Origin of the sequence: Oceaniferula flava, assembly GCF_016811075.1 — a bacterium.
GTDB lineage: Bacteria > Verrucomicrobiota > Verrucomicrobiia > Verrucomicrobiales > Akkermansiaceae > Oceaniferula > Oceaniferula flava.
In genome coordinates, this window is record NZ_JAFBGL010000007.1 from 83,378 (window position 1) to 102,250 (window position 18,873).

Consider the following 18,873-nt stretch of genomic DNA (forward strand, 5'->3'; position numbering starts at 1 on the left):
AGCTAAGATTCCATGCGGCTTGGCGGCGATTTTCAAGTCGCCTGTAAATGACCATGACACAATCACAGCGATTCGCCGAGCCGACCCACGTTAGGGCGTCCGCAGCAAGGGGTGACCCGGCTTAGCCTTCGAGGTAAAGGGGGGTCTAAGATAACAAGGCGCCAAGGGAAGGCGAACCATCTCCGCGCGACGTGTCTCGGACAAACCTAACCAAACCCCGATCAGCCCTTGAGCCTGCGGGCGCGTGCGAGTGACTTGCCCAGGAAGCGACATGCCATCCAACCATGGTGCGGCAGGATCGTCCAAGGTGAAGAGATTGAGAGGGTTTGCCTCGGCACTCTGCTGCAAGCGCTGCTGGAATTCGGCAACATCCATCAGCTCCGGTTCGGCGGCTTCACCACCGGGGTCAATTTCAGCCAGGAAATATAGTCCACGGCGCGCATCGCCGATGGCCAGACTGACGGTCTCCGCATCGGCAGCGCGGGAACAAGGAGTCGCCGCCAGCGATCCCAAACCGACCGCCGGACAGCCATGGGTGAGGGCCACTCCCTGGCCTGCGGCAATGCCCGTGCGCACTCCACTGTAGCTCCCCGGACCGGTGCCCACGAGAACCGCATCGAGTGTCCGTTCGCCAAGTAAATCCAGCGCTTCCGCCAAGGGCTCGAACACCATCGAGTTGTGATTGCGATCGCTGGTGAAATCCTTCTGATAGATCACCTCACCATCACACCAGAGCGCAATACTGGCATCCGGCACACTGGTCTCAATGGCTAGAAATGCGCCGGTTTCAGCTCGATGATTTGCAGTCTCCACACGAGCGGTTTAATGCCAATCGATGAAAATACCAATTCTGAAATCCTGAAATAGGCAGCCTGAACATTTTGCCTCAAGAGCTTCTGGCCGACCGCATTTTTCAGCGTCACAAAAGATCGCCGATTCATTCTTGCAATGAGTTTCGCTACGCGCTTAGGTCTTCGCGCTGACAATTTTTGGAAAATCCAAGATTCAGTTCACAATTTCTAACTTCAAACCCGTTTATTATCATATGAGTGACTACGCCAAAGGACTCGAAGGAGTCATCGCCAATGAATCAGCCCTCAGCCGTGTTGAGGGTCTGGAGGGAAAGCTTTCCTACCTTGGATACGACATCGATGATCTAGTAAACGGATGCACATTCGAGGAAGTCACCTACCTGCTGCAGAACGGCCAACTGCCAAACCAATCCGAGCTCGACGCCTTTTGCGAGAGCCTTAGAGGTCGCCGGGAGCTCCCTCAAGGTGTGGTCGATTTCCTGAAGTCAGCCCCCAAGGACGCTCTGCCGATGGATATCATCCGCACCGGCGTTTCCATGCTCGGCCTGACCGACAAGCGCGCCAAGATTGGTGAGCCGGATCACGAGGCCAACCGCGAAGTCGCCCTGTCCATCGTCGCTCAGATCCCCGTGATCGTCGCTTACTACCACCGTGCACGCCAGGGAATGGATCTCCCACCTGTCCGCACCGATCTCGGTGAGGCCGCTCATTTCCTCTACCTGATCAATGGCGAGGAGCCCAGCGAAGCCATGGCTCGCACGCTCGACATCGCCTACATCATCCATGCGGATCACGGCATGAATGCCTCCACCTTCTCCGCACGGGTCACCGTCGCCACACTCAGCGACATGTATTCCGCCGTCACTTCGGCCATCGGCACCCTCAAGGGACCACTGCACGGCGGCGCTAACGAAGGTGTGATCCAGATGCTCGAGGAAATCGGTGAGGAAGACAAGGTGGACGCCTACGTGGAAGACTGCCTGACCAACAAGAAGAAGATCATGGGCATCGGCCACCGCGTTTACAAAGTGCTCGACCCTCGCGCACCACACTTGCAGAAAATGGCGATCAAGCTCACCGAAGAGCTCGGCGAGCCCAAGTGGATCAACATGTCCAACCGCATTGCGGAAATCATGCGCGAGCGCAAGGGCCTGAATGCCAACGTCGATTTCTACTCCGCCACCGTGTATTACTCCATGGGCATCCCCACCGACCTGTTCACCCCGATCTTCGCGATCGCCCGCGCAGCCGGCTGGACCGCCCAGGTGCTGGAGCAGCTGCAGGACAACCGCCTGTATCGCCCTCTGACCAAATATGTCGGACCTCAGGAAACCATGCCCGTTCCGCCGATTAGCGAGCGATAGGCATACAATCCGTATATCTCATTCAAAAAACCCGACCAGCCAAGGGCTCGTCGGGTTTTTTATTGGAAGTTGGTACTATATTCGCAAGAGTTGTCGGCAAGCAAACGTTATAAGCTCAACCAAAACGTATAAAAAAATCATGAACCACGACTCAGAAAACAACACCCGCCGCAGCTTTCTTAAGAAAGCCAGCGCCGCGGCCGCAGTCACCCCCATTCTCGGCGTTCCAGCCATCGTTAACGCTCAGAACATGGGCAGCAAGACCCTCAAAGTCGGCCTGATCGGCTGTGGTGGTCGTGGCACCGGCGCCGCCGTTCAGGCGCTGTCCGCCGACGAGAACATCCAGCTTTGGGCGATGGGCGATGCCTTCTCCAAGCAGATCGAAAGCTCACTGAAGCAGCTGAAAAAATTCGGCAAGCGCAGTGAAGTGGCCGCCGAGCGTCAGTTCAGTGGCCTGAATGCCTTCCAGCAGGTCATCGACTCCGGTGTCGACGTCGTCCTGCTCGCAGCGCCTCCCGGCTTCCGTCCCCAGCACCTGCGTGCTGCCGTGGAAGCGAAAAAGCACACCTTCGCTGAAAAACCCATGGCCGTGGATATGGCCGGGGTGAAATCCGTGCTCGAGTCCACTGCGCTCGCCAAGAAAAACAACGTCGCCATCCAACACGGCTTCTGCTGGCGCTACGCTCCCAGCACCCGCGCCGCCTACGGCAAGATCCTCAACGGCGACTTCGGCCGCGTGACTTCCATCTACGGAACTTACATGAGCAGCGTTTACAAACCGATCCCCAAAGACGCGGTCAAGCCCAAGGGCATGGGCGATGTCGAGTGGCAGGTCAGCTGGTGGACCAACTACGAGTGGCTCTCCGGCGCTCCTATCCTTGAGCAATCCATCCACACTGTGGATAAAATCGCCTGGGGCATGGGCGATGTGGCACCCATAGCCGCTGTCGGCACCGGTGGCCGCATCCAGCGTGACGACCCAAGTAACGTCTACGATCACTACAACGTCTCCTTCGAATACCCGAATGGCGTGTTCTGCCAGCTCGGCGCCCGTCAGTTCAGCCGAAGCCACACCGAAGTCATCGACCGCATTTTCTGCGAAGATGGCAGCGTCGTTGGACCAGGCCAGCCGCGTGCCATCGATGGCAACGGCAAGACCACATGGCGCTACCGCCCCGAAGCCGGAGCCGAGCAGAACATGTATCAAGTTTGCCACAACGAGTTCTTCGCCGACCTTCGTGCCGGCAAGATCAACAACTCCGGCGAATACATGGCGAACTCCACCGCCCTCGCCATCCTCGGTCGCGAAGCCGCTCACACCGGCAAGCGCATCACTTGGGACAAGCTGTTCAAATCCGACGAAGACATGGCTCCTGACAGCCTGAAGTTCGAGGACAGCTTCGCGATTGCCCCGGTCCCTGTGCCCGGCAAAAAATCCTAACTGAACCGACCACACCCCTCACTCAAAACGCCGACCGCAGCAGTGCGGTCGGCTGTTTTGCACCAAGCCATCACCATGAACGTATCATCCAGAATCGCTCTCATCCTACCGCTCGTCAGCCTCATCAGCCTGAATTGCCACGCCGATGAGAAAGCCGTCAGTATTACTCCCGTCGGCAGCGTTGGCGACCAGCCTGCGCCCGAATTCCTCGATCTCACCAAGACCATTCACGCCGCCATCGTCAAGAAAGCCGCTGAACAGGAAGCCGGGGAAATGAAGGCCTACACCGAGACCGCCCCGGAAGCCGAGGATGCTGAGTTTGAAATGCTGCCGATTCCCGGCGGCACCTTCACCATGGGATCACCCGAAGGTGAGGAGGGACGCAAGGCCGACGAAGGCCCGCAGCGTGAAATCAAGATCGAGCCCTTCTGGATGGGCAAGGTGGAAGTCACTTGGGACCTCTACCGCCAGTTCATGGACAACGAGAACCTGAACTATGTCACACGGAATAAAAACGGCAGTCTGAACCGCGACAACGATCGCCAGACACCCGAGCCGAACAAGGCCGAAGGCGACGAAACCCTGGTAGACATCCTCTCCCAGCCCACCGCCCCCTTCCACGTGATGCACTTCAACATGGGCAACGGCGCCGGCTACTCCGAAGATTACCCCGCCTGCTCAATGACCCAACACGCCGCCAGCAAGTTCTGCGAATGGCTGAGCGCCCAGACAGGTCACTACTACCGCCTGCCCACCGAAGCCGAGTGGGAATACGCCTGCCGCGCCGGCAGCAAAACCGCCTACTCCTTCGGTGACGACGCCTCGAAGCTGGAGGAATACGCCTGGTTCCGCAAAAATGCCCGCATCGATGCGGTTTACGAATACGAATACCAACCGGTGGGTGAGAAAAAACCCAACGCCTGGGGCCTGCACGACATGCACGGCAACGTCGCCGAGTGGGTGATCGACAGCTACCAGACAAGCTACGCCAAAGTTCCCAACGGCACCCTCAATCCCGTGCAGCTGAGCAAAGATCGCTACCCTCGCGTGGTGCGTGGCGGCCACTTTGAGATGGACGCTGACGGCCTGCGCTCCGCCGCCCGCCACCCGTCGCACCCCAGCTGGAAGGAAAACGATCCACAAGCACCGCGGTCGATCTGGTATCATACCAAGGCCCGATGGCTCGGTTTCCGCATCGTGCGCCCGGCCAAGATCCCACCCGTCGAGGAAATGCACCTGCTCTGGAACACCGGCCCTGGCGAGCTCTAAGCCCACCCATGCGCTGTCATGACAGCCCGCTCCATCATCGCCTGCCTGCTGTCATTGAGCCCGATAACCTCGGTATCACTGGCGGCTGAGCCGGTAGCTCTGGAGCGCTACCATTTTCAAAGCGCCCTGATGGGCACCAAGTTCCAGATCGTCCTCTACAGCGACGATGCTGGCAGCGCCAAAAAAGCAGCCGATGCCGCCTTTGAGCTCGGCCAAAAGGTGGAGGACGCTTGCTCGGATTACGATCCCCGGAGCGAGCTGATGGCCCTGATGAAGCCACCCGCCACCCAGCAGGTCAGCCCTCTGCTGGCGGATGTTTTATCCAAATCACTCGCCATCGCCCAAGAGACCGATGGCGGGTTCGACCCCACACTAGGCGGCCACAGCTGGAACTGGCGCCGGGCCCGCACACGCGGTAAACTCCCCACCGCCCAAGCCATCGCCGCCGCCCAAGCGATCTCCGGCTGGCGCAACTTGACGATCGACGCCCAAGGTCGGGTGACCAAGGGACTGCCGGGCATGAAACTCGACCTCGGAGGCATCGCCAAAGGCTACGCCGCCGACCTGATGCTCGAAGAGCTCAAACGCCGCGGCATCCGCATCGCGACCGTGGCCGCCGGTGGCGACGTCCGCCTCGGCGACCCACCACCGGGTCAACAAGGCTGGCGTGTAGGACTGAAAACGCTCGGCAGCGAGCCGGCCAAAGCCCGAGCATTCATCATCGTTTCCAACTGCGCCGTCTCCACCTCCGGGGATTTGCATCAGTTCTCGGTGATCGACGGCAAGCGCTACTCCCACATTGTCGACCCCGCCACCGGCCTGGGACTCACGCAGCGGATCTCCGCCACCGTGGTCGCCCCCACAGCCACCCGATCCGACGCCTTGGCCACCGCCAGCTGCGTCAGCGACAGATTCCGAGCCCTCCTACTGGCCAACAAGCGGGCGGAGAAAGCCCTCATCATCACCCTCGATAAAGCGGGGCGGCCGCAGCAACGAAGGTCGGCCGATTTCCCAAACATCCACACCGCCCCGTGACCCATTCTTCGGCAATAGACAGATTGCCAAATTTTTGATTCCTGATTCAATCCACCCACTCACATCCACCATCCATGAGCACAGCTAAAAATTCAAATACTCTACGTCTTTCCGTCATGATGTTTCTCCAATTCTTCGTTTGGGGAGCATGGTATGTCGCCATGTGGGGTTTCCTAAAAAACTCGGGAATGACCGCAATCGGTAACGGAGGTTCCTTTGATGCCGCAGCTTATACGGTAGCTCCAATTGCAGCCATCCTCGCACCTCTGACATTAGGTCTTATCGCAGATCGATTTCTCAATACAGAAAAAGTCCTATCCATACTCTTCCTTGTAGGAGCTATCCTGCTCTACATCGCGCCGAGCCTCGCTCAAGCTGGAGCTCCTGAATCATTTCTTGGCCAGTTTAGCCATCCGATGATTTTATGTCTGCTGGCTTACATGATCTGCTTCATGCCCACCTTGGGACTAACAGCAAGCCTCTCCTTCAGTCACCTCGAGAATGCGGAAAAACAATTTCCAGTTGTACGTGTGATGGGAACAATCGGTTGGATTGTTGGAAACTGGGCCATGTGGTTATGTCGTTCTACTGGACTTGATGCTGATGTATTTTCAGATAATTCACCACACATTTTCACAGCTGCGGCTTTAGCTTCAGGCATTCTAGGCCTTTACTGCCTCACACTTCCAAAAACCACGCCACCGTCTAAAGGCAAAAAAATCGCTCTGGGAGAAATCGTTGGTATTGATGCCTGGGGCCTACTCAAGAACAAAGGATTCTTTGTTTTCGCTATTGCTAGTTTCCTCATCTGTATCCCTTTAGCTGGATATTATGCTAAAGGATACGGCTATGTAGATAGCATGGGGGTCACTCTGTTTGGCTCCACCACAGGGGCTATGAGCACAGGGCAAATGTCCGAGATCTTCTTTATGCTCGTGATGCCGTTTTGCTTCGCCCGCTTGGGCGTCAAATGGATGCTGACAATCGGAATGGCAGCTTGGGTCGCTCGCTATGGCCTATGGGGGTATGCCTTCGGCCAAGAAGGCCCTATGCTTACACTGCCTATCTTTATCGGCATCCTTCTTCACGGTATTTGCTACGACTTTTTCTTTGTCACAGGCATGATTTACACAGACAAGAAAGCCCCAGCTGCAATCAGAAATCAGGCTCAATCACTCGTAGTAATGCTTACCCAAGGATTAGGACTTGGTCTCGGAGCTCAACTTTTTGGGCGTTGGACCGCGATGTGCACATCTGGTGATACCATCGACTTCTCAAAATTCTGGTATGTGCCAGCTGGGTTCGCATTTGTAGTGATGATTCTCTTCGCCCTCTTCTTCTGGGACAAAGTCGACAAGAAAACCGACCTCGAGGAAGTGGCTGTCGCGGCATCACCGGACGAAGAGTCCGCGATGTAATCGCCGAAATACCGATTCGTCCCCCCACGTATCATTTGCATGCCCGAAAAACCTTCCAATGCCGCCAAACTCAGCCGCCGCTCCGCTCTCAAGGGGCTGGCTGCGATGGCGACCGTGCAAATTTTACCCAGCCACCTCGCCCTCGGCGGCCCCAAGGCACCCAGTAATCAACTGACCAAAGGAATCATCGGCTGCGGCGGAATCTGCTCAGCCCACCTGGGAATGCCTGGCAAGCTGCTGGCACTCTGTGACGTCGATCGCAAACACCTCGACCGCCGGATGGCGCAGGCGAAAAAGCGCGGATCGAAGGAGGTCACCGGCTACTCGGATTTCCGCGAGCTCATTGCCCGCAAGGACATCGATATCGTGCACGTGGCCACGCCACCGCACTGGCACGCGCTGATGAGCATTGCCGCGGCGAAAGCCGGCAAAGACATCTGGTGTGAAAAACCGATGTCGCGCACCATCGGCGAAGGCATCGCGATGGTCAAAGCCGTGGAGGAACAGCAACGGATGTTCCGCCTGAACACCTGGTTCCGCTTCCGCGGCAATTATTACGGTCTCGGCAGACCCGCCTCGGACGCCTGGAAGGTGGTGCAGCACAAGCTGCTCGGCGATGGCCCCTACACCTTTAACCTCGGCACTGGATTTGTCGGAAACTGGAAACTGCGCCAGTGGTCGGGACGCACCGATCTCAAGGAGCAGCCGATCCCCGAGCACCTCGACTACGATTTCTGGCTCGGGCCGGCACCCATGAAGCCCTACACCCCGCTGCGTGTCCACGGCAAGTTCCGTGGCTACTGGGACTACGATGGCGGCGGCCTCGGCGACATGGGCCAGCACTACCTGGACCCCTGCCAGTTTGTTCTCGGCAAAGACGGCGAAAGCCCGGTGCACGTGGAAGTTGATACCCAACCTCAGGACGACGACGCGGTCTTGCCCTGGCGCCGGATCGAAATGACCTACGCCGACGGCACCAAAATCGTCCTCGATGCGGCCAACAAACCCAAGGACCCGATCATCAGTGGACCGAAAGGCAATATTTACCGTGGATTTAAGTCTGACGTGCCGGATTTGGACAAAAAACTCAAAGACCTCCCCGGTCCACCGCCGATGGTCACCGACTTCCACCAGTCGGTCCGCGAACGTAAGACATTCGCCCTCAACCAGCGCAATGGATTCCGCTCTTGTACCTTGATTAATATCGCCAAGGTGGCACTACGAATGAATCAACCGCTACATTTCGACTCGAAAAATCTAAAATTCATCGATAATGATGTGGCGAACCGTTATATTGACCAGCCCATGCGCGGCCCATGGTCGCTCAGCTAGCGCAATTTCAGTCATCAAAAAACCCACAATCGAATGATCCCTAAACACCTCATCACTACGATCTTCCTCACTGCCATCATGGGGATTTTCAGCGCGGCCACAGCCGCTAAAGCCACTTTCCAAACCTCCTCGGTAGGGAAATGGACCGGTCCGGAGCTCTACATTAAGCAGTCGTCCGATCTCACCCCACTGCAGCTGCACAGCGTCGCTATTTCCCAGCCTTACACCTACCGCCAAGGCTCGGCCATCGAGATCCACGCCAAAGAAGATCCCACCCGCAAAAGCAGTCGCACCTCCCTGATCGCCACCATCGATATCCCAGGCCACATTTCCCAGCCCCTCATTGTTTTTGTCCCCAACGATGAAGAAAACGAAGAAAAGCCCGAAAAACTCCGCTACCTCGTGCTCGATCTCTCCACCATGGTCTACTCAGGCGGAACTCTGCGCTTCGTCAACCTCAGCGAGGACAAACTCGAGGTCAGCCTGGGCGATAATGCTGAAAAACTGAAGCCGAACGCGGTGAAAGTGATCGAACACCGCGGCGACGATCCTCACAAGGTCGCCTTCAACATCACCCTCCTCCCCTCGGACGAGGAAGCCACCAAGGTGCGCGATGTCGGCACCATGCTGCTCACCAGACCCACCAAACGTATGACCGTGTTTATCGACACCACTATCAACAAACGCGGCAAAAAGCTGCTCACCTTCCTGACCTTGGTAGACTATCTCTCTCAATAACCCACGCACCCTTCCGCATCCTACTCATCAATCATGATCAAAATACTCTGCGCCGGAGCAGGCCACATGGGCCGCTCACACGCCCTCGCTTACCACAACATCCCTGAATTCGATATCGTCGGCATCTGCACCCGCTCCGCCGGCTCACGTGAGAAGCTCAACGAGGAACTCGGCGGCAATTACGCGCTTTTTGACGATTACTACAAAGCGCTCGAAGAAACCAAACCGGATGCGGTTTCCATCTCCACCTACCCGGACACCCACGCCCCCTACGCCATCGCCGCGCTCGAAGCCGGCTGCGATGTGTTTATCGAAAAACCACTCGCCGAAACCGTTGAGGAGGCTCAATCGATCGTCGATGCCGCCAAAAAATCCGGTCGCAAACTGGTGATCGGCTACATTCTCCGCCACCACCCGAGCTGGCAGAAGTTCATCGAGATGTCCCACGACCTCGGCAAGCCACTGGTGATGCGCATGAACCTGAACCAGCAATCGTTCGGCGATAACTGGGAGACCCATAAAAACTTGATGTCCTCGATCTCGCCGATCGTCGACTGCGGCGTCCACTACGTCGATGTGATGTGTCAGATGACCCGCTCCAAGCCAGTCCGCGTCGCCGGCCTGGGTGCCCGTTTGTCCGATGAACTTCCGGAAGGCAAAATCAACTACGGCCACCTGCAAGTGACCTTCGAAGATGGCTCCGTGGGCTGGTATGAAGCCGGCTGGGGCCCGATGATGAGCGAGACCGCTTTCTTCGTGAAGGATGTTGTCGGCCCGAAAGGCTGCGTCACCATCGAGGCCAAGGAAGCCGCTGGCGAAGGCGCCTCCGCGGACGTCGATGCCCACACCAAAACCAACACCCTGCGTCGTCACTTCTCCGAGCTCGATGCGGATAACCAATTTGTCAAACAGGACACCTGGACCGAAACCGGCGACGAGCCAGACCACGATGAACTCTGTCAGCGCGAGCAGGAGTTCTTCCTCAATGCCATCAAAAATGATAGTGACCTCACTGATCATATGGACGATGCCATCAACTCGATGAAAATCGTCGCCGCTGCTGATGAATCATTCCGCACCGGCGAGATCGTCCAGCTCTAACCTATACCAACCTACCCACTTGATGAAACCTCTGTTCCTCACCGCATGCCTCCTTGGAGTGACCTCGCTCGGCTCCCTCTTCGCTGAAGAAGGCTTCACCCCACTCTTCGATGGTAAAACATTGCAGGGCTGGAAAAGTGCCCACTCCAAAGGTGAGGGCGACTGGGGACCGTTCCGCATCGATGAAAAAGAAAAAGCCATCCACGTCTACCAAGGTGACGAGGCTGGCAGCAAGCAGAAGTCGGACTGTCTCTACACCGAGAAAAGCTACAGCAAGTTCATCCTCAAACTGGAATACAAGTGGCTGGACAAACGTTTCGAGCCACGGGCTGAATACGATCGTGACGCTGGCCTGCTTTTCCACATCCACGGCGACCTGACCCGAGTCTGGCCGCTGTCGCTGGAAATGCAGATCGGTGAGTCTCCGGGGGACAAGTTCGAAGGCGACCGCTTCCACACCGGTGATCTTTTTGTGCTTGGGAAAAACCTGCGCTGCAAAACCACCAAAACCGATGGCATCTTCGACCCCAAGGGGAAGCTTGTCAGCTCCCGCCACTGCCCCACCCGCTTAGGTGTGGAAAAACCGAAAGGTGAGTGGAACGAAATGGAGATCCGGGTCGATGGCTCGAACAAGGCCACCTTCATCTTCAACGGTGAAGTGGTGCACGAGATCCACGATTTCACCGCAGAAGTCGACGGTAAGAAAGTGCCGCTGGCCGAAGGTCGCATCGGCCTCCAGGCCGAGTGGGCCGAGCTCATGTATCGCAATATCAGGATCAAAGAACTCTAGGATCAGCCAGCATTGCCCCCTCGCTCGATGACAACAACGCCGTCACGCCGCTTTTTCCTTTTCCCGTTTCTTCTCGTTCTCACCGTGCTCGCATTCTCTCATGCATTGAGAGCCGAGTTCGTCCATCCGGGCATCGCCCACAGCCAGCAGAGCATCCACTTTGCCAAGCAGAAGGTGGCCGAAGGTGAACAACCGTGGAGCGACGCCTGGAAACGCTTGAAGCAATCGCGCCAAGCCAGTCTCGACTGGAAACCCAGCCCCCACGCTCGGGTGGAACGCGGTCCGAGCAATAACCCCGATATCGGTTCCTCGGATTTCACCCAGGACTCGATCGTGGCCTACACCCACGCGATTTGTTGGAACATCAACGGTGACGAAGCACACGCCAAGAAAGCCGCGGAGATCCTCGATGCGTGGTCGTCGACCTTAAAATCCGTGGGCAACCACGACGCCCGCCTTCTGATTGGCATGGACGGCTACCACTACTGCATCGCCGCCGAGTTACTGAAGCACACCTGGAACGGCTGGCCGGCCGAGAAGCAGCAGGCATTCAGCACCATGCTGCGTCGTGTCTTTTACCCGGTAATCAAAGATTTCTACCCCAGCGCCAATGGCAACTGGGATGCATCCATGCTCCAGGCCATGGCCGCCATGGGGGTCTTTCTCGACGATCAGGCGATGTTCGATCGTGCGACTACCTATTTCCTCAAGGGCAAGGGCAACGGTGCCATCGGTATGTATTTCAAACCTTCCGGCCAGTGTCAGGAAACCGGCCGCGACCAAGGACATACTCAGATGGGCTTGGAATATCTCGCCAACACCTGCGAAACCGCCTGGATCCAGGGAGTGGATCTCTATCAGGCCCTCGATAATCGTCTCCTGAAAGGCTTCGAATACACCGCGAAATACAACCTCGGCCACGATGTTCCCTACGTGCCCTACAAGAGCTTCGAGGGCAGATATCACTACAAGAAGTTGTCGGACAAAGCACGCGGTCGCCTGCGTCCCATGTATGAGCGGGTTTACAACCACTACCACAACCGTAAGGGGCTGAATGCGCCATTCACCAAGCAGGCCGCTCTGAAATCGAGAGAGGGAGGCAACGAACGTCGCGGACGCAAGGGCCGGGTCAGACGTGGTGCTGCCATGGACACCCTGATGTATGCCGATCAGCCGGCTCGTTTCCCCGAGGCGAAGTAATGCAGAGCTGCAGGTCACTTGCCGTGCCTGTGAATGATCGCTTCCGGACTACCTAACATCTTGCCACCACACCATGAGCATTCTCCCTCAGCCACAGCCGAAAATGTGGATCTGGTTCCTTTGCCTCGGCGGATTTTACCTCGTCTGGGCGTGGTTGGTTTTCTATCAAGAGCAATGGTCGGAGGTCGTCAGCCACTGGCCAATGGCCGCAGCGATGGCCGTGGGCAGCTACGCGGCAGGGTCCACTCCCATGGGCGGGGGCAGCGTCGGTTTCCCCATCCTCGTCCTACTCTTCGGTGAGTCCGCCGAGCTGGGGCGGGATTTCAGCTTTGCCGTGCAGTCGATTGGCATGAGCAGCGCGGCGATCTTCATCTTTGCCCGTCGCCAAGCCCTGGCGGGCGCCATGCTCAAGGGTGCTTTGTTAGGAACCACTATTGGGCTACCAATCGGGATCTTCCTGGTCGCTCCCTGGGTCCCGGGGTTGCATATTAAAATCATCTTCGCGGTGGTGTGGGGCAGCTTTGGCATCCTGCACCTCTGGCGGATTCAGGAAATTGCCGGCCATGAGGGCATGACCGATTTCGATGAACGCTGGGACCAGAAGGCCGGATTCTTGGTGGGACTGTTAGCCGGAGCGGCAGTGGTCTCCGTTTCCGGCGTCGGGGTAGACATGGCACTCTACACCGTGCTGGTTCTACTCTGCCGCGCCGACCTGAAGATCGCCATTCCCACCTCCGTGGTCATCATGGCTTTCGCCTCGGTGTTAGGCATTCTCACCAAACTCGCCTTCACCGGAGTTCAGCCGGGTGTCTATGGCAACTGGCTGGCCGCAGCGCCGGTGGTGGCACTCGGGGCGCCATTGGGAGTTTTTGTCGTGGATCTGATTGGTCGCAAACCCACCCTGATCGTGGTCGCCATTCTCTGCGTAGGGCAGCTGCTGTGGACCTTGCTGCAGGAGAGCGACAACCTGGGAGCACTGGGTATGAGCATCTCCGTGCTGGCCGTAGGTGCCTGTCTTCTAGGCTTTGAACGACTCCGCATCTGGGGTGCCCGCTTGGTGGGTGAACGCAGCGAACACCCGCAGCGAGACACCAACATCGCCGCTGTTAGTCAACCGGAAGCCTGATCGCCTCCGACGAGAATTCTCTATAAAAAAGGGAAATTTGACGCTGTATTTCCTATGGCAAGATCGCGGCTCAGAGGTCAGTATTGATCCAACATGAAACGCCGTCATTTCCTCACGCTCCTCACCGCCGTCCTGGGCCAGCCCTACCTGCGCGCCGCCGAATCACTGACTACCTTGACTCGTATCGATCGCTGGAACCTGAGCCACGACCGGATTTTCCTCGGTGGCGAATTCTGGGCCAACCCCATGGAAGACTGGCGGGTCGAGAAGGGCTGGGCGAGCTGCCTAACAGGCGCGGCCAATCGCTCCATCCACTCATTGGTTTACGATCTTACCCAACCAAACCAACCATTCACTCTCAGCACGGAGCTCATGCGCCCCGCTACGCTGAAAAAAGATCATGGCGCCGGTTTCCGCATCGGCATCACCGCGGACATCGCCGACCACCGCGCCCGCTGTTTCGCCAACAACGGCTACCGAGCTGGCATTCAAGGCAATCAGCTCATCCTCGGTAAAAAGATGGTTCCACTCGCGGAAAAAGCGCCCGCCCACACCGAACTCACCTTGGTAGGCAAGCCGTCCGGCACCCAGGTGGAGCTGACCTTGACCGCCACCGATCCTGCCAGCGGAAAGTCGCTCGGCTCAGCCACCACCAGCGTGCCGGCCATCGAACTTACCGGTAACATCGCGCTCGCCTCCCAATACCCCGCCCCAGGAGACCGATCCGCCAACCGTCCGGGCAAACATGACGGCAGTGGCTACAAATTCCGCAACTGGCAGATCTCCGGCGATGCCTTCAGCCACCATCAGGACCGCCAATTTGGCCCCATTCTCTGGGCCATGTATTCCCTCAGCGACAACCGCAATGACGACCGCTTTGTGATGAAACTCACCGCGCTGGTGCCGCCCCTCGGAGAAAAGGACAACCACACACTTTCGTTAGAGGTCAAACGTGACGGAGTGTGGAAAAAGCTCGGCGAAGCCAAGGCGGAAACCGACTCCTGGACCGCCACCTTCCGCGTGCCCCAGTGGAATGAATCCGAAGCTTGCCCATACCGTATCAGCTACCTGGAAAAACACAGCAACGGCAGTGAAACATCGCACAGCTTCACCGGCACCATCCGCGCCAACCCAAGTGGCCGCCCCCTGCGCATCGGTGCCCTCACCTGCCAAAACGACATCGGGTTTCCTTACCAACCGGTGGCCGATAACTTGGTCAAACTGGACACCGATCTGCTCTACTTCTCCGGCGACCAACTCTACGAACAGCACGGCGGCTTCGGCATCCTTCGCAAGCCGGCCGTCCCGGCCATTCACAACTATCTCCGCAAGTTCTATCAGTTTGGCTGGGCCTTCCGCGAGGCCATGCGCCACGCGCCCACCATCTGCCTGCCGGACGATCACGATGTCTTCCACGGCAACCTCTGGGGCGGCGGCGGCGTGCCGTGGAACCAGGATGCCAAAGGACCCAGCCGCGTCGGCTACCATCAGCCGGCCCGCATGATCAATGCCGTGCACCGCACGAACTGCTCGCACCACCCGGACTTCGCCTCCCCCAAACCCTGTAAGCAGGACATCTCGGTCTACTATGGCGACATGCTCTACGGCGGCGTCAACTTCGCCATCATCGCGGATCGCCAGTGGAAATCCGGACCGGAAACCGTCAACACCAGCGGCGCTCGCTACGATCACGTAACGGATCCAGATTTCGATACCTCCACACTCGACCAACCCGGCCTCAGCATGCTCGGTGAACGTCAGGAGAAGTTCTTGGAAAAATGGAGCAAGGACTGGCGGGGCCACAGCATGAAGGTGCTGTTATCACAGACCGTTTTCGCCGCCGTCGCCACCTACCACGGCGCTCGCAACGGCTACCTCAAGGGGGATCTCGATTCCGGCGGCTGGCCGCAAACCCCACGGAACCGAGCCATCGATCTGATCCGTGAGTCCATGGCCCTGCACATCAATGGCGACCAACACCTCACCACCCTGGTGCAATACGGCGTCGAGCAGCAACGCGACTCAAACTGGTCGTTCTGCACACCCGCAATCTCGGTCGGATACCCACGCTGGTGGAAACCTGACGAGCTTAAAACCCCACACACCAATCGCCCCAAACACGGGCTGCCTGACACCGGGGAGTACATCGATGGGTTTGGCAACAAAGCCTACGTCTACGCCGTCGGCAACCCTCTAGACAACCCCCAAAAGGGAGCCAAGGACCGCTACGAAGTGGCACACAACAAAGCCAGCGGCTTCGGCCTGGTCACCATCAATAGTGCGAAAAAAACCTACACCATGGACTGCTTCCGTTTCCTCGTGGATGCCACCGATGGCAAAGCGTCGAATCAGTTCCCCGGCTGGCCGGTCACCGTGCATCAAAAAGAAAACAAGGGCGATAACATCATCTCCTGACTTGCGAACTGCCATGGATGAGTCAACAATACCCTCAACTCATGGCCGTAGATTTCAAAGACTACTACCAGAGCCTGGGCGTCAGCGAAGACGCCTCGGCTGCTGATATCAAAAAAGCATTCCGCAAACTCGCGCGAAAATACCACCCGGACGTCGCCAAGGACAAGTCCACGGCGGAGGCCAAATTCAAGGAGATCAACGAGGCCTACGAGGTGCTCAGCGATCCTGAGAAACGGCAGAAATACGATACCCTTGGCGCCGATTGGGACAACCCCAATGCCGGCCAAGGCTTCTCGCAGGGAGCCGCTGGCGGCTTCCAGGCTGGCGGCGAAGATTTCAGTTTCAGCGGCACCGGTTTCAGTGATTTTTTCGAGCAGTATTTCAGCTCGGGCAGTCGTTACGGCGGCAGTGCCTATGAATCCTACAGCGCCCCCCGCGGCGGCGGTGCTCGTCGCGGCCATGATATCGAGGGCGATATTCTAGTGACCCTCGAGGAATCGATGCAGGGCGCCGTGCGCTCGATATCCATGCAAACGGCAAACCGCCAGACGGGAAAAACCGAGACCACCACCTTCCAAGTGCGCATCCCCCTCGGGGTCAAGGATGGCCAGCGGATTCGGGTGCCCGGCCACGGCAGTTCCGGCACCGGCGGCGCGCCCGATGGCGATCTCTACCTACGGGTTCGCCATGCCGCCCACCCCGAATTCACCTCGAACCAATCCGATCTCTACCACGAACTCGACATCGCTCCTTGGGAGGCCGTGTTAGGGTCCAAACACGAAGTGCCTTCACTCGATGGGCCGATCAAAATCCGCATTCCCGAAGGTGCGGAAAACGGACAGCAAATGCGAATCCGCCAGCGCGGCTTGCCGATAGGTAAAAGCGGCGAGCGCGGCGACCTCTACATCGTTCTCAACATCACCACCCCCGACGAAATCACCACCGAGCAGCGCAAGCTCTGGGAGCAACTGCGCGATTCCGACGCATCGACCAACTCGAACTAATCCTCACCATGCCTGACGAACCATCGCCATCCAAGCACCACTCACCGGTGGACGAAGTCGACGCCATCTACTCCGTGGAAATCGTCGCCAAGCTCGCCGGAGTCGATCGACAAACGGTGCTGCACTACCACGAGCTCGGTGTCGTTTCTCCGGCCACCGAGGCCATGGAGTTCGACAGCGAAGGCCTGCGCCAACTCTGCCGGCTCGAGCAGCTCCGGCAAAGCCATCAGCTCACCGACAGCGGCCTGCAGCTGATCGCCGGCATGCTGCAAGAGATCGAACAACTTCGTCTAGAACGCCGCCAACGCCAGCGGCAATACCCCGGTCCTTAGGCCAGAATGCGCCCCTTTGCGGGAAAAACCCACCGCTTGCCAAATTCCTCTTAAGATCTCAGAGTCAGCGCATGTATAAAGACACCATGAAGATCACCATTTGCTGCTTGGCAGCCGTTTGCACGCCGATGCTTGGCCAGGCCAAGGAAGAAGCCGTCTCCCTGTTCAATGGCAAGGACCTCACCGGCTGGAAGGGTGAAGGCTACGCTGTGAAGGACGGCGCCATCGTCTGCACCCCGAAGGGCACCAACTTGATGACCGAAAAGGTCTACTCCAACTACATTTTCGAATTCGAATTCAAGCTGCCACCCGGCGGCAACAACGGCATTGGCATTCATTACCCCGGCGAGGGCAACCCAGCCTACGTCGCCATGGAGGTGCAGGTGCTCGACAACACCCACCCCAAGTATGCCAAACTCAAGGACTACCAATTCCACGGCGGTCTCTACACCCTGAAGGCAGCAAAAAAAGGCCACCTCAAACCGCTCGGCGAGTGGAATAAGGAGACCATCACCGTGAACGGCAACACCATCACCGTGGAACTCAACGGCACCGTGATCAACGAAGCCAACTTGGACACACTTTCCCAGAAATTCCCGAAACACGAGGGCGTCAAACGTCGCTCCGGCCACATCGCCTTCTGCGGTCATGGCGATCCAGTCCAGTTCCGTGGCATGAAAGTCACCGAGCTGCCCAGCGCAATCAATGCCAATGCCCAGACCAGCCCAACAGCGCTTCCCGCGCCCCAGCTCGAGGGATTCACCCCGCTCTACAATGGCAAGGACCTCAGCGGCTGGAAAAATGATCCCGGTCACGCCGGCCACTGGCAAACGCGCGGTGAGGTCCTGCACTACGATGGAAAATCCACCGCCAAGGACAAGAACCTGTGGACAGCCAAGGAATACGGCGACGTGGTCCTCGCCGTCGATTGGCGCTGGGCAGCCCCCGCCAGCAAGAAGGCCATGCGCCCATTACTCGATCCTAAAACCGGCGAAGCCAAACTCGACGCCGAGGGCAAGCCAATCATCATGGAAGTCGACGAGCTCGATTCCGGCATCTATTTCCGCGGCAACAACCGTTCCCAGGTGAACCTCTGGAACTGGCCTGGGGGATCCGGTGAAGTTTACGGCTACCGCACTAACAAAAAGCACCCGCAAGCCATCCGCGCCGCCCTCACTCCCAGCGAGAATGCAGACAACGCCATCGGCGAATGGAACCGCACATTGATCACCCTCAAAGGCGACCGCTTAACCGTCGTGCTCAACGGTAAAACCGTTATCTCCGAAGCCCAACTGCCCGGCGTGCCTGAAAAAGGCGCCATCGCCCTGCAGCACCACGGCTCGGCCATCGAGTTCGCCAACATCGCAATCAAGGAGCTGTAAACCGGCCCCAGCTCTCGCGTTCTGCTAGCGCCACGCCGCTGCAGAGGGATGCCGCAGACTGGGTCTGCGGCCCGCGAAACCAAATTGACCCGTCGGATGGCTGCAAACCCATCG

At 58.0% G+C, this 18,873-nt stretch carries 16 protein-coding genes; 15 read left to right on the top strand and 1 reads right to left on the bottom strand.

Features of this window, described 5'->3' with window-relative positions; genetic code table 11:
* Window positions 1-90: 90 nt before the first annotated feature.
* Window positions 91-813, bottom strand: a complete 723-nt coding sequence (tsaB, locus tag JO972_RS11390) for a tRNA (adenosine(37)-N6)-threonylcarbamoyltransferase complex dimerization subunit type 1 TsaB (RefSeq protein ID WP_309490176.1) — start codon at window positions 811-813, stop codon at window positions 91-93.
* 232 nt (window positions 814-1,045) lie between these two features.
* On the opposite strand from tsaB, the gene JO972_RS11395 reads away from it, so the two are divergent.
* The 15 genes from JO972_RS11395 (at window position 1,046) to JO972_RS11465 (ending at window position 18,759) form a co-directional block, all read left to right on the top strand.
* Entirely contained in the window at window positions 1,046-2,176 is a 1,131-nt protein-coding gene (locus JO972_RS11395; RefSeq protein WP_309490177.1) for a citrate/2-methylcitrate synthase, read from the top strand.
* Between the two features lie 139 nt (window positions 2,177-2,315).
* Entirely contained in the window at window positions 2,316-3,617 is a 1,302-nt protein-coding gene (locus JO972_RS11400; RefSeq protein WP_309490178.1) for a Gfo/Idh/MocA family protein, read from the top strand.
* 75 nt (window positions 3,618-3,692) lie between these two features.
* On the top strand, window positions 3,693-4,886 hold the full coding sequence (locus JO972_RS11405) for a formylglycine-generating enzyme family protein (RefSeq protein ID WP_309490179.1): 1,194 nt from the start codon (window positions 3,693-3,695) through the stop codon (window positions 4,884-4,886).
* Between the two features lie 18 nt (window positions 4,887-4,904).
* Window positions 4,905-5,921, top strand: a complete 1,017-nt coding sequence (locus JO972_RS11410; protein ID WP_309490180.1) for an FAD:protein FMN transferase — start codon at window positions 4,905-4,907, stop codon at window positions 5,919-5,921.
* A 74-nt stretch (window positions 5,922-5,995) separates the two neighbouring features.
* Window positions 5,996-7,339 (top strand): MFS transporter, encoded by a 1,344-nt coding sequence (locus JO972_RS11415; protein WP_309490181.1) that lies wholly within the window; start codon window positions 5,996-5,998, stop codon window positions 7,337-7,339.
* Window positions 7,340-7,378: 39 nt separating this feature from the next.
* Complete coding sequence (locus JO972_RS11420) at window positions 7,379-8,671, top strand: Gfo/Idh/MocA family oxidoreductase (protein ID WP_309490182.1); 1,293 nt, start codon at window positions 7,379-7,381, stop codon at window positions 8,669-8,671.
* Between the two features lie 33 nt (window positions 8,672-8,704).
* Window positions 8,705-9,409 (top strand): hypothetical protein, encoded by a 705-nt coding sequence (locus JO972_RS11425; RefSeq protein ID WP_309490183.1) that lies wholly within the window; start codon window positions 8,705-8,707, stop codon window positions 9,407-9,409.
* A gap of 33 nt (window positions 9,410-9,442) precedes the next feature.
* Entirely contained in the window at window positions 9,443-10,510 is a 1,068-nt protein-coding gene (locus JO972_RS11430) for a Gfo/Idh/MocA family protein (protein ID WP_309490184.1), read from the top strand.
* Between the two features lie 22 nt (window positions 10,511-10,532).
* Complete coding sequence (locus tag JO972_RS11435; RefSeq protein WP_309490185.1) at window positions 10,533-11,300, top strand: 3-keto-disaccharide hydrolase; 768 nt, start codon at window positions 10,533-10,535, stop codon at window positions 11,298-11,300.
* Between the two features lie 27 nt (window positions 11,301-11,327).
* Window positions 11,328-12,500 carry an alginate lyase family protein gene (locus JO972_RS11440; RefSeq protein WP_309490186.1) on the top strand — a complete coding sequence of 391 codons (1,173 nt, stop codon included), beginning with the start codon at window positions 11,328-11,330 and terminating at the stop codon, window positions 12,498-12,500.
* A gap of 73 nt (window positions 12,501-12,573) precedes the next feature.
* A complete protein-coding gene (locus JO972_RS11445) occupies window positions 12,574-13,626 on the top strand; it encodes a sulfite exporter TauE/SafE family protein (RefSeq protein ID WP_309490187.1) in 1,053 nt (350 codons plus the stop codon).
* 93 nt (window positions 13,627-13,719) lie between these two features.
* The gene (locus JO972_RS11450; RefSeq protein WP_309490188.1) at window positions 13,720-16,041 is read left to right on the top strand and encodes an alkaline phosphatase D family protein; all 2,322 of its coding nucleotides are present in this window, start codon (window positions 13,720-13,722) and stop codon (window positions 16,039-16,041) included.
* A gap of 41 nt (window positions 16,042-16,082) precedes the next feature.
* Window positions 16,083-17,045 carry a DnaJ C-terminal domain-containing protein gene (locus tag JO972_RS11455; protein ID WP_309490189.1) on the top strand — a complete coding sequence of 321 codons (963 nt, stop codon included), beginning with the start codon at window positions 16,083-16,085 and terminating at the stop codon, window positions 17,043-17,045.
* 8 nt (window positions 17,046-17,053) lie between these two features.
* A complete protein-coding gene (locus JO972_RS11460) occupies window positions 17,054-17,377 on the top strand; it encodes a MerR family transcriptional regulator (protein WP_309490190.1) in 324 nt (107 codons plus the stop codon).
* An 86-nt stretch (window positions 17,378-17,463) separates the two neighbouring features.
* The gene (locus JO972_RS11465; RefSeq protein ID WP_309490191.1) at window positions 17,464-18,759 is read left to right on the top strand and encodes a 3-keto-disaccharide hydrolase; all 1,296 of its coding nucleotides are present in this window, start codon (window positions 17,464-17,466) and stop codon (window positions 18,757-18,759) included.
* The last annotated feature ends 114 nt before the right edge of the window (window positions 18,760-18,873 follow it).

What these genes read in the sequence shown, in the direction of transcription:
- JO972_RS11395 (WP_309490177.1), top strand. Translation starts at nt 1,046, where the DNA reads ATGAGTGACTACGCCAAAGGACTCGAAGGAGTCATCGCCAATGAATCA.
- JO972_RS11400 (WP_309490178.1), top strand. Translation starts at nt 2,316, where the DNA reads ATGAACCACGACTCAGAAAACAACACCCGCCGCAGCTTTCTTAAGAAA.
- JO972_RS11405 (WP_309490179.1), top strand. Translation starts at nt 3,693, where the DNA reads ATGAACGTATCATCCAGAATCGCTCTCATCCTACCGCTCGTCAGCCTC.
- JO972_RS11410 (WP_309490180.1), top strand. Translation starts at nt 4,905, where the DNA reads ATGACAGCCCGCTCCATCATCGCCTGCCTGCTGTCATTGAGCCCGATA.
- JO972_RS11415 (WP_309490181.1), top strand. Translation starts at nt 5,996, where the DNA reads ATGAGCACAGCTAAAAATTCAAATACTCTACGTCTTTCCGTCATGATG.
- JO972_RS11420 (WP_309490182.1), top strand. Translation starts at nt 7,379, where the DNA reads ATGCCCGAAAAACCTTCCAATGCCGCCAAACTCAGCCGCCGCTCCGCT.
- JO972_RS11425 (WP_309490183.1), top strand. Translation starts at nt 8,705, where the DNA reads ATGATCCCTAAACACCTCATCACTACGATCTTCCTCACTGCCATCATG.
- JO972_RS11430 (WP_309490184.1), top strand. Translation starts at nt 9,443, where the DNA reads ATGATCAAAATACTCTGCGCCGGAGCAGGCCACATGGGCCGCTCACAC.
- JO972_RS11435 (WP_309490185.1), top strand. Translation starts at nt 10,533, where the DNA reads ATGAAACCTCTGTTCCTCACCGCATGCCTCCTTGGAGTGACCTCGCTC.
- JO972_RS11440 (WP_309490186.1), top strand. Translation starts at nt 11,328, where the DNA reads ATGACAACAACGCCGTCACGCCGCTTTTTCCTTTTCCCGTTTCTTCTC.
- JO972_RS11445 (WP_309490187.1), top strand. Translation starts at nt 12,574, where the DNA reads ATGAGCATTCTCCCTCAGCCACAGCCGAAAATGTGGATCTGGTTCCTT.
- JO972_RS11450 (WP_309490188.1), top strand. Translation starts at nt 13,720, where the DNA reads ATGAAACGCCGTCATTTCCTCACGCTCCTCACCGCCGTCCTGGGCCAG.
- JO972_RS11455 (WP_309490189.1), top strand. Translation starts at nt 16,083, where the DNA reads ATGGCCGTAGATTTCAAAGACTACTACCAGAGCCTGGGCGTCAGCGAA.
- JO972_RS11460 (WP_309490190.1), top strand. Translation starts at nt 17,054, where the DNA reads ATGCCTGACGAACCATCGCCATCCAAGCACCACTCACCGGTGGACGAA.
- JO972_RS11465 (WP_309490191.1), top strand. Translation starts at nt 17,464, where the DNA reads ATGAAGATCACCATTTGCTGCTTGGCAGCCGTTTGCACGCCGATGCTT.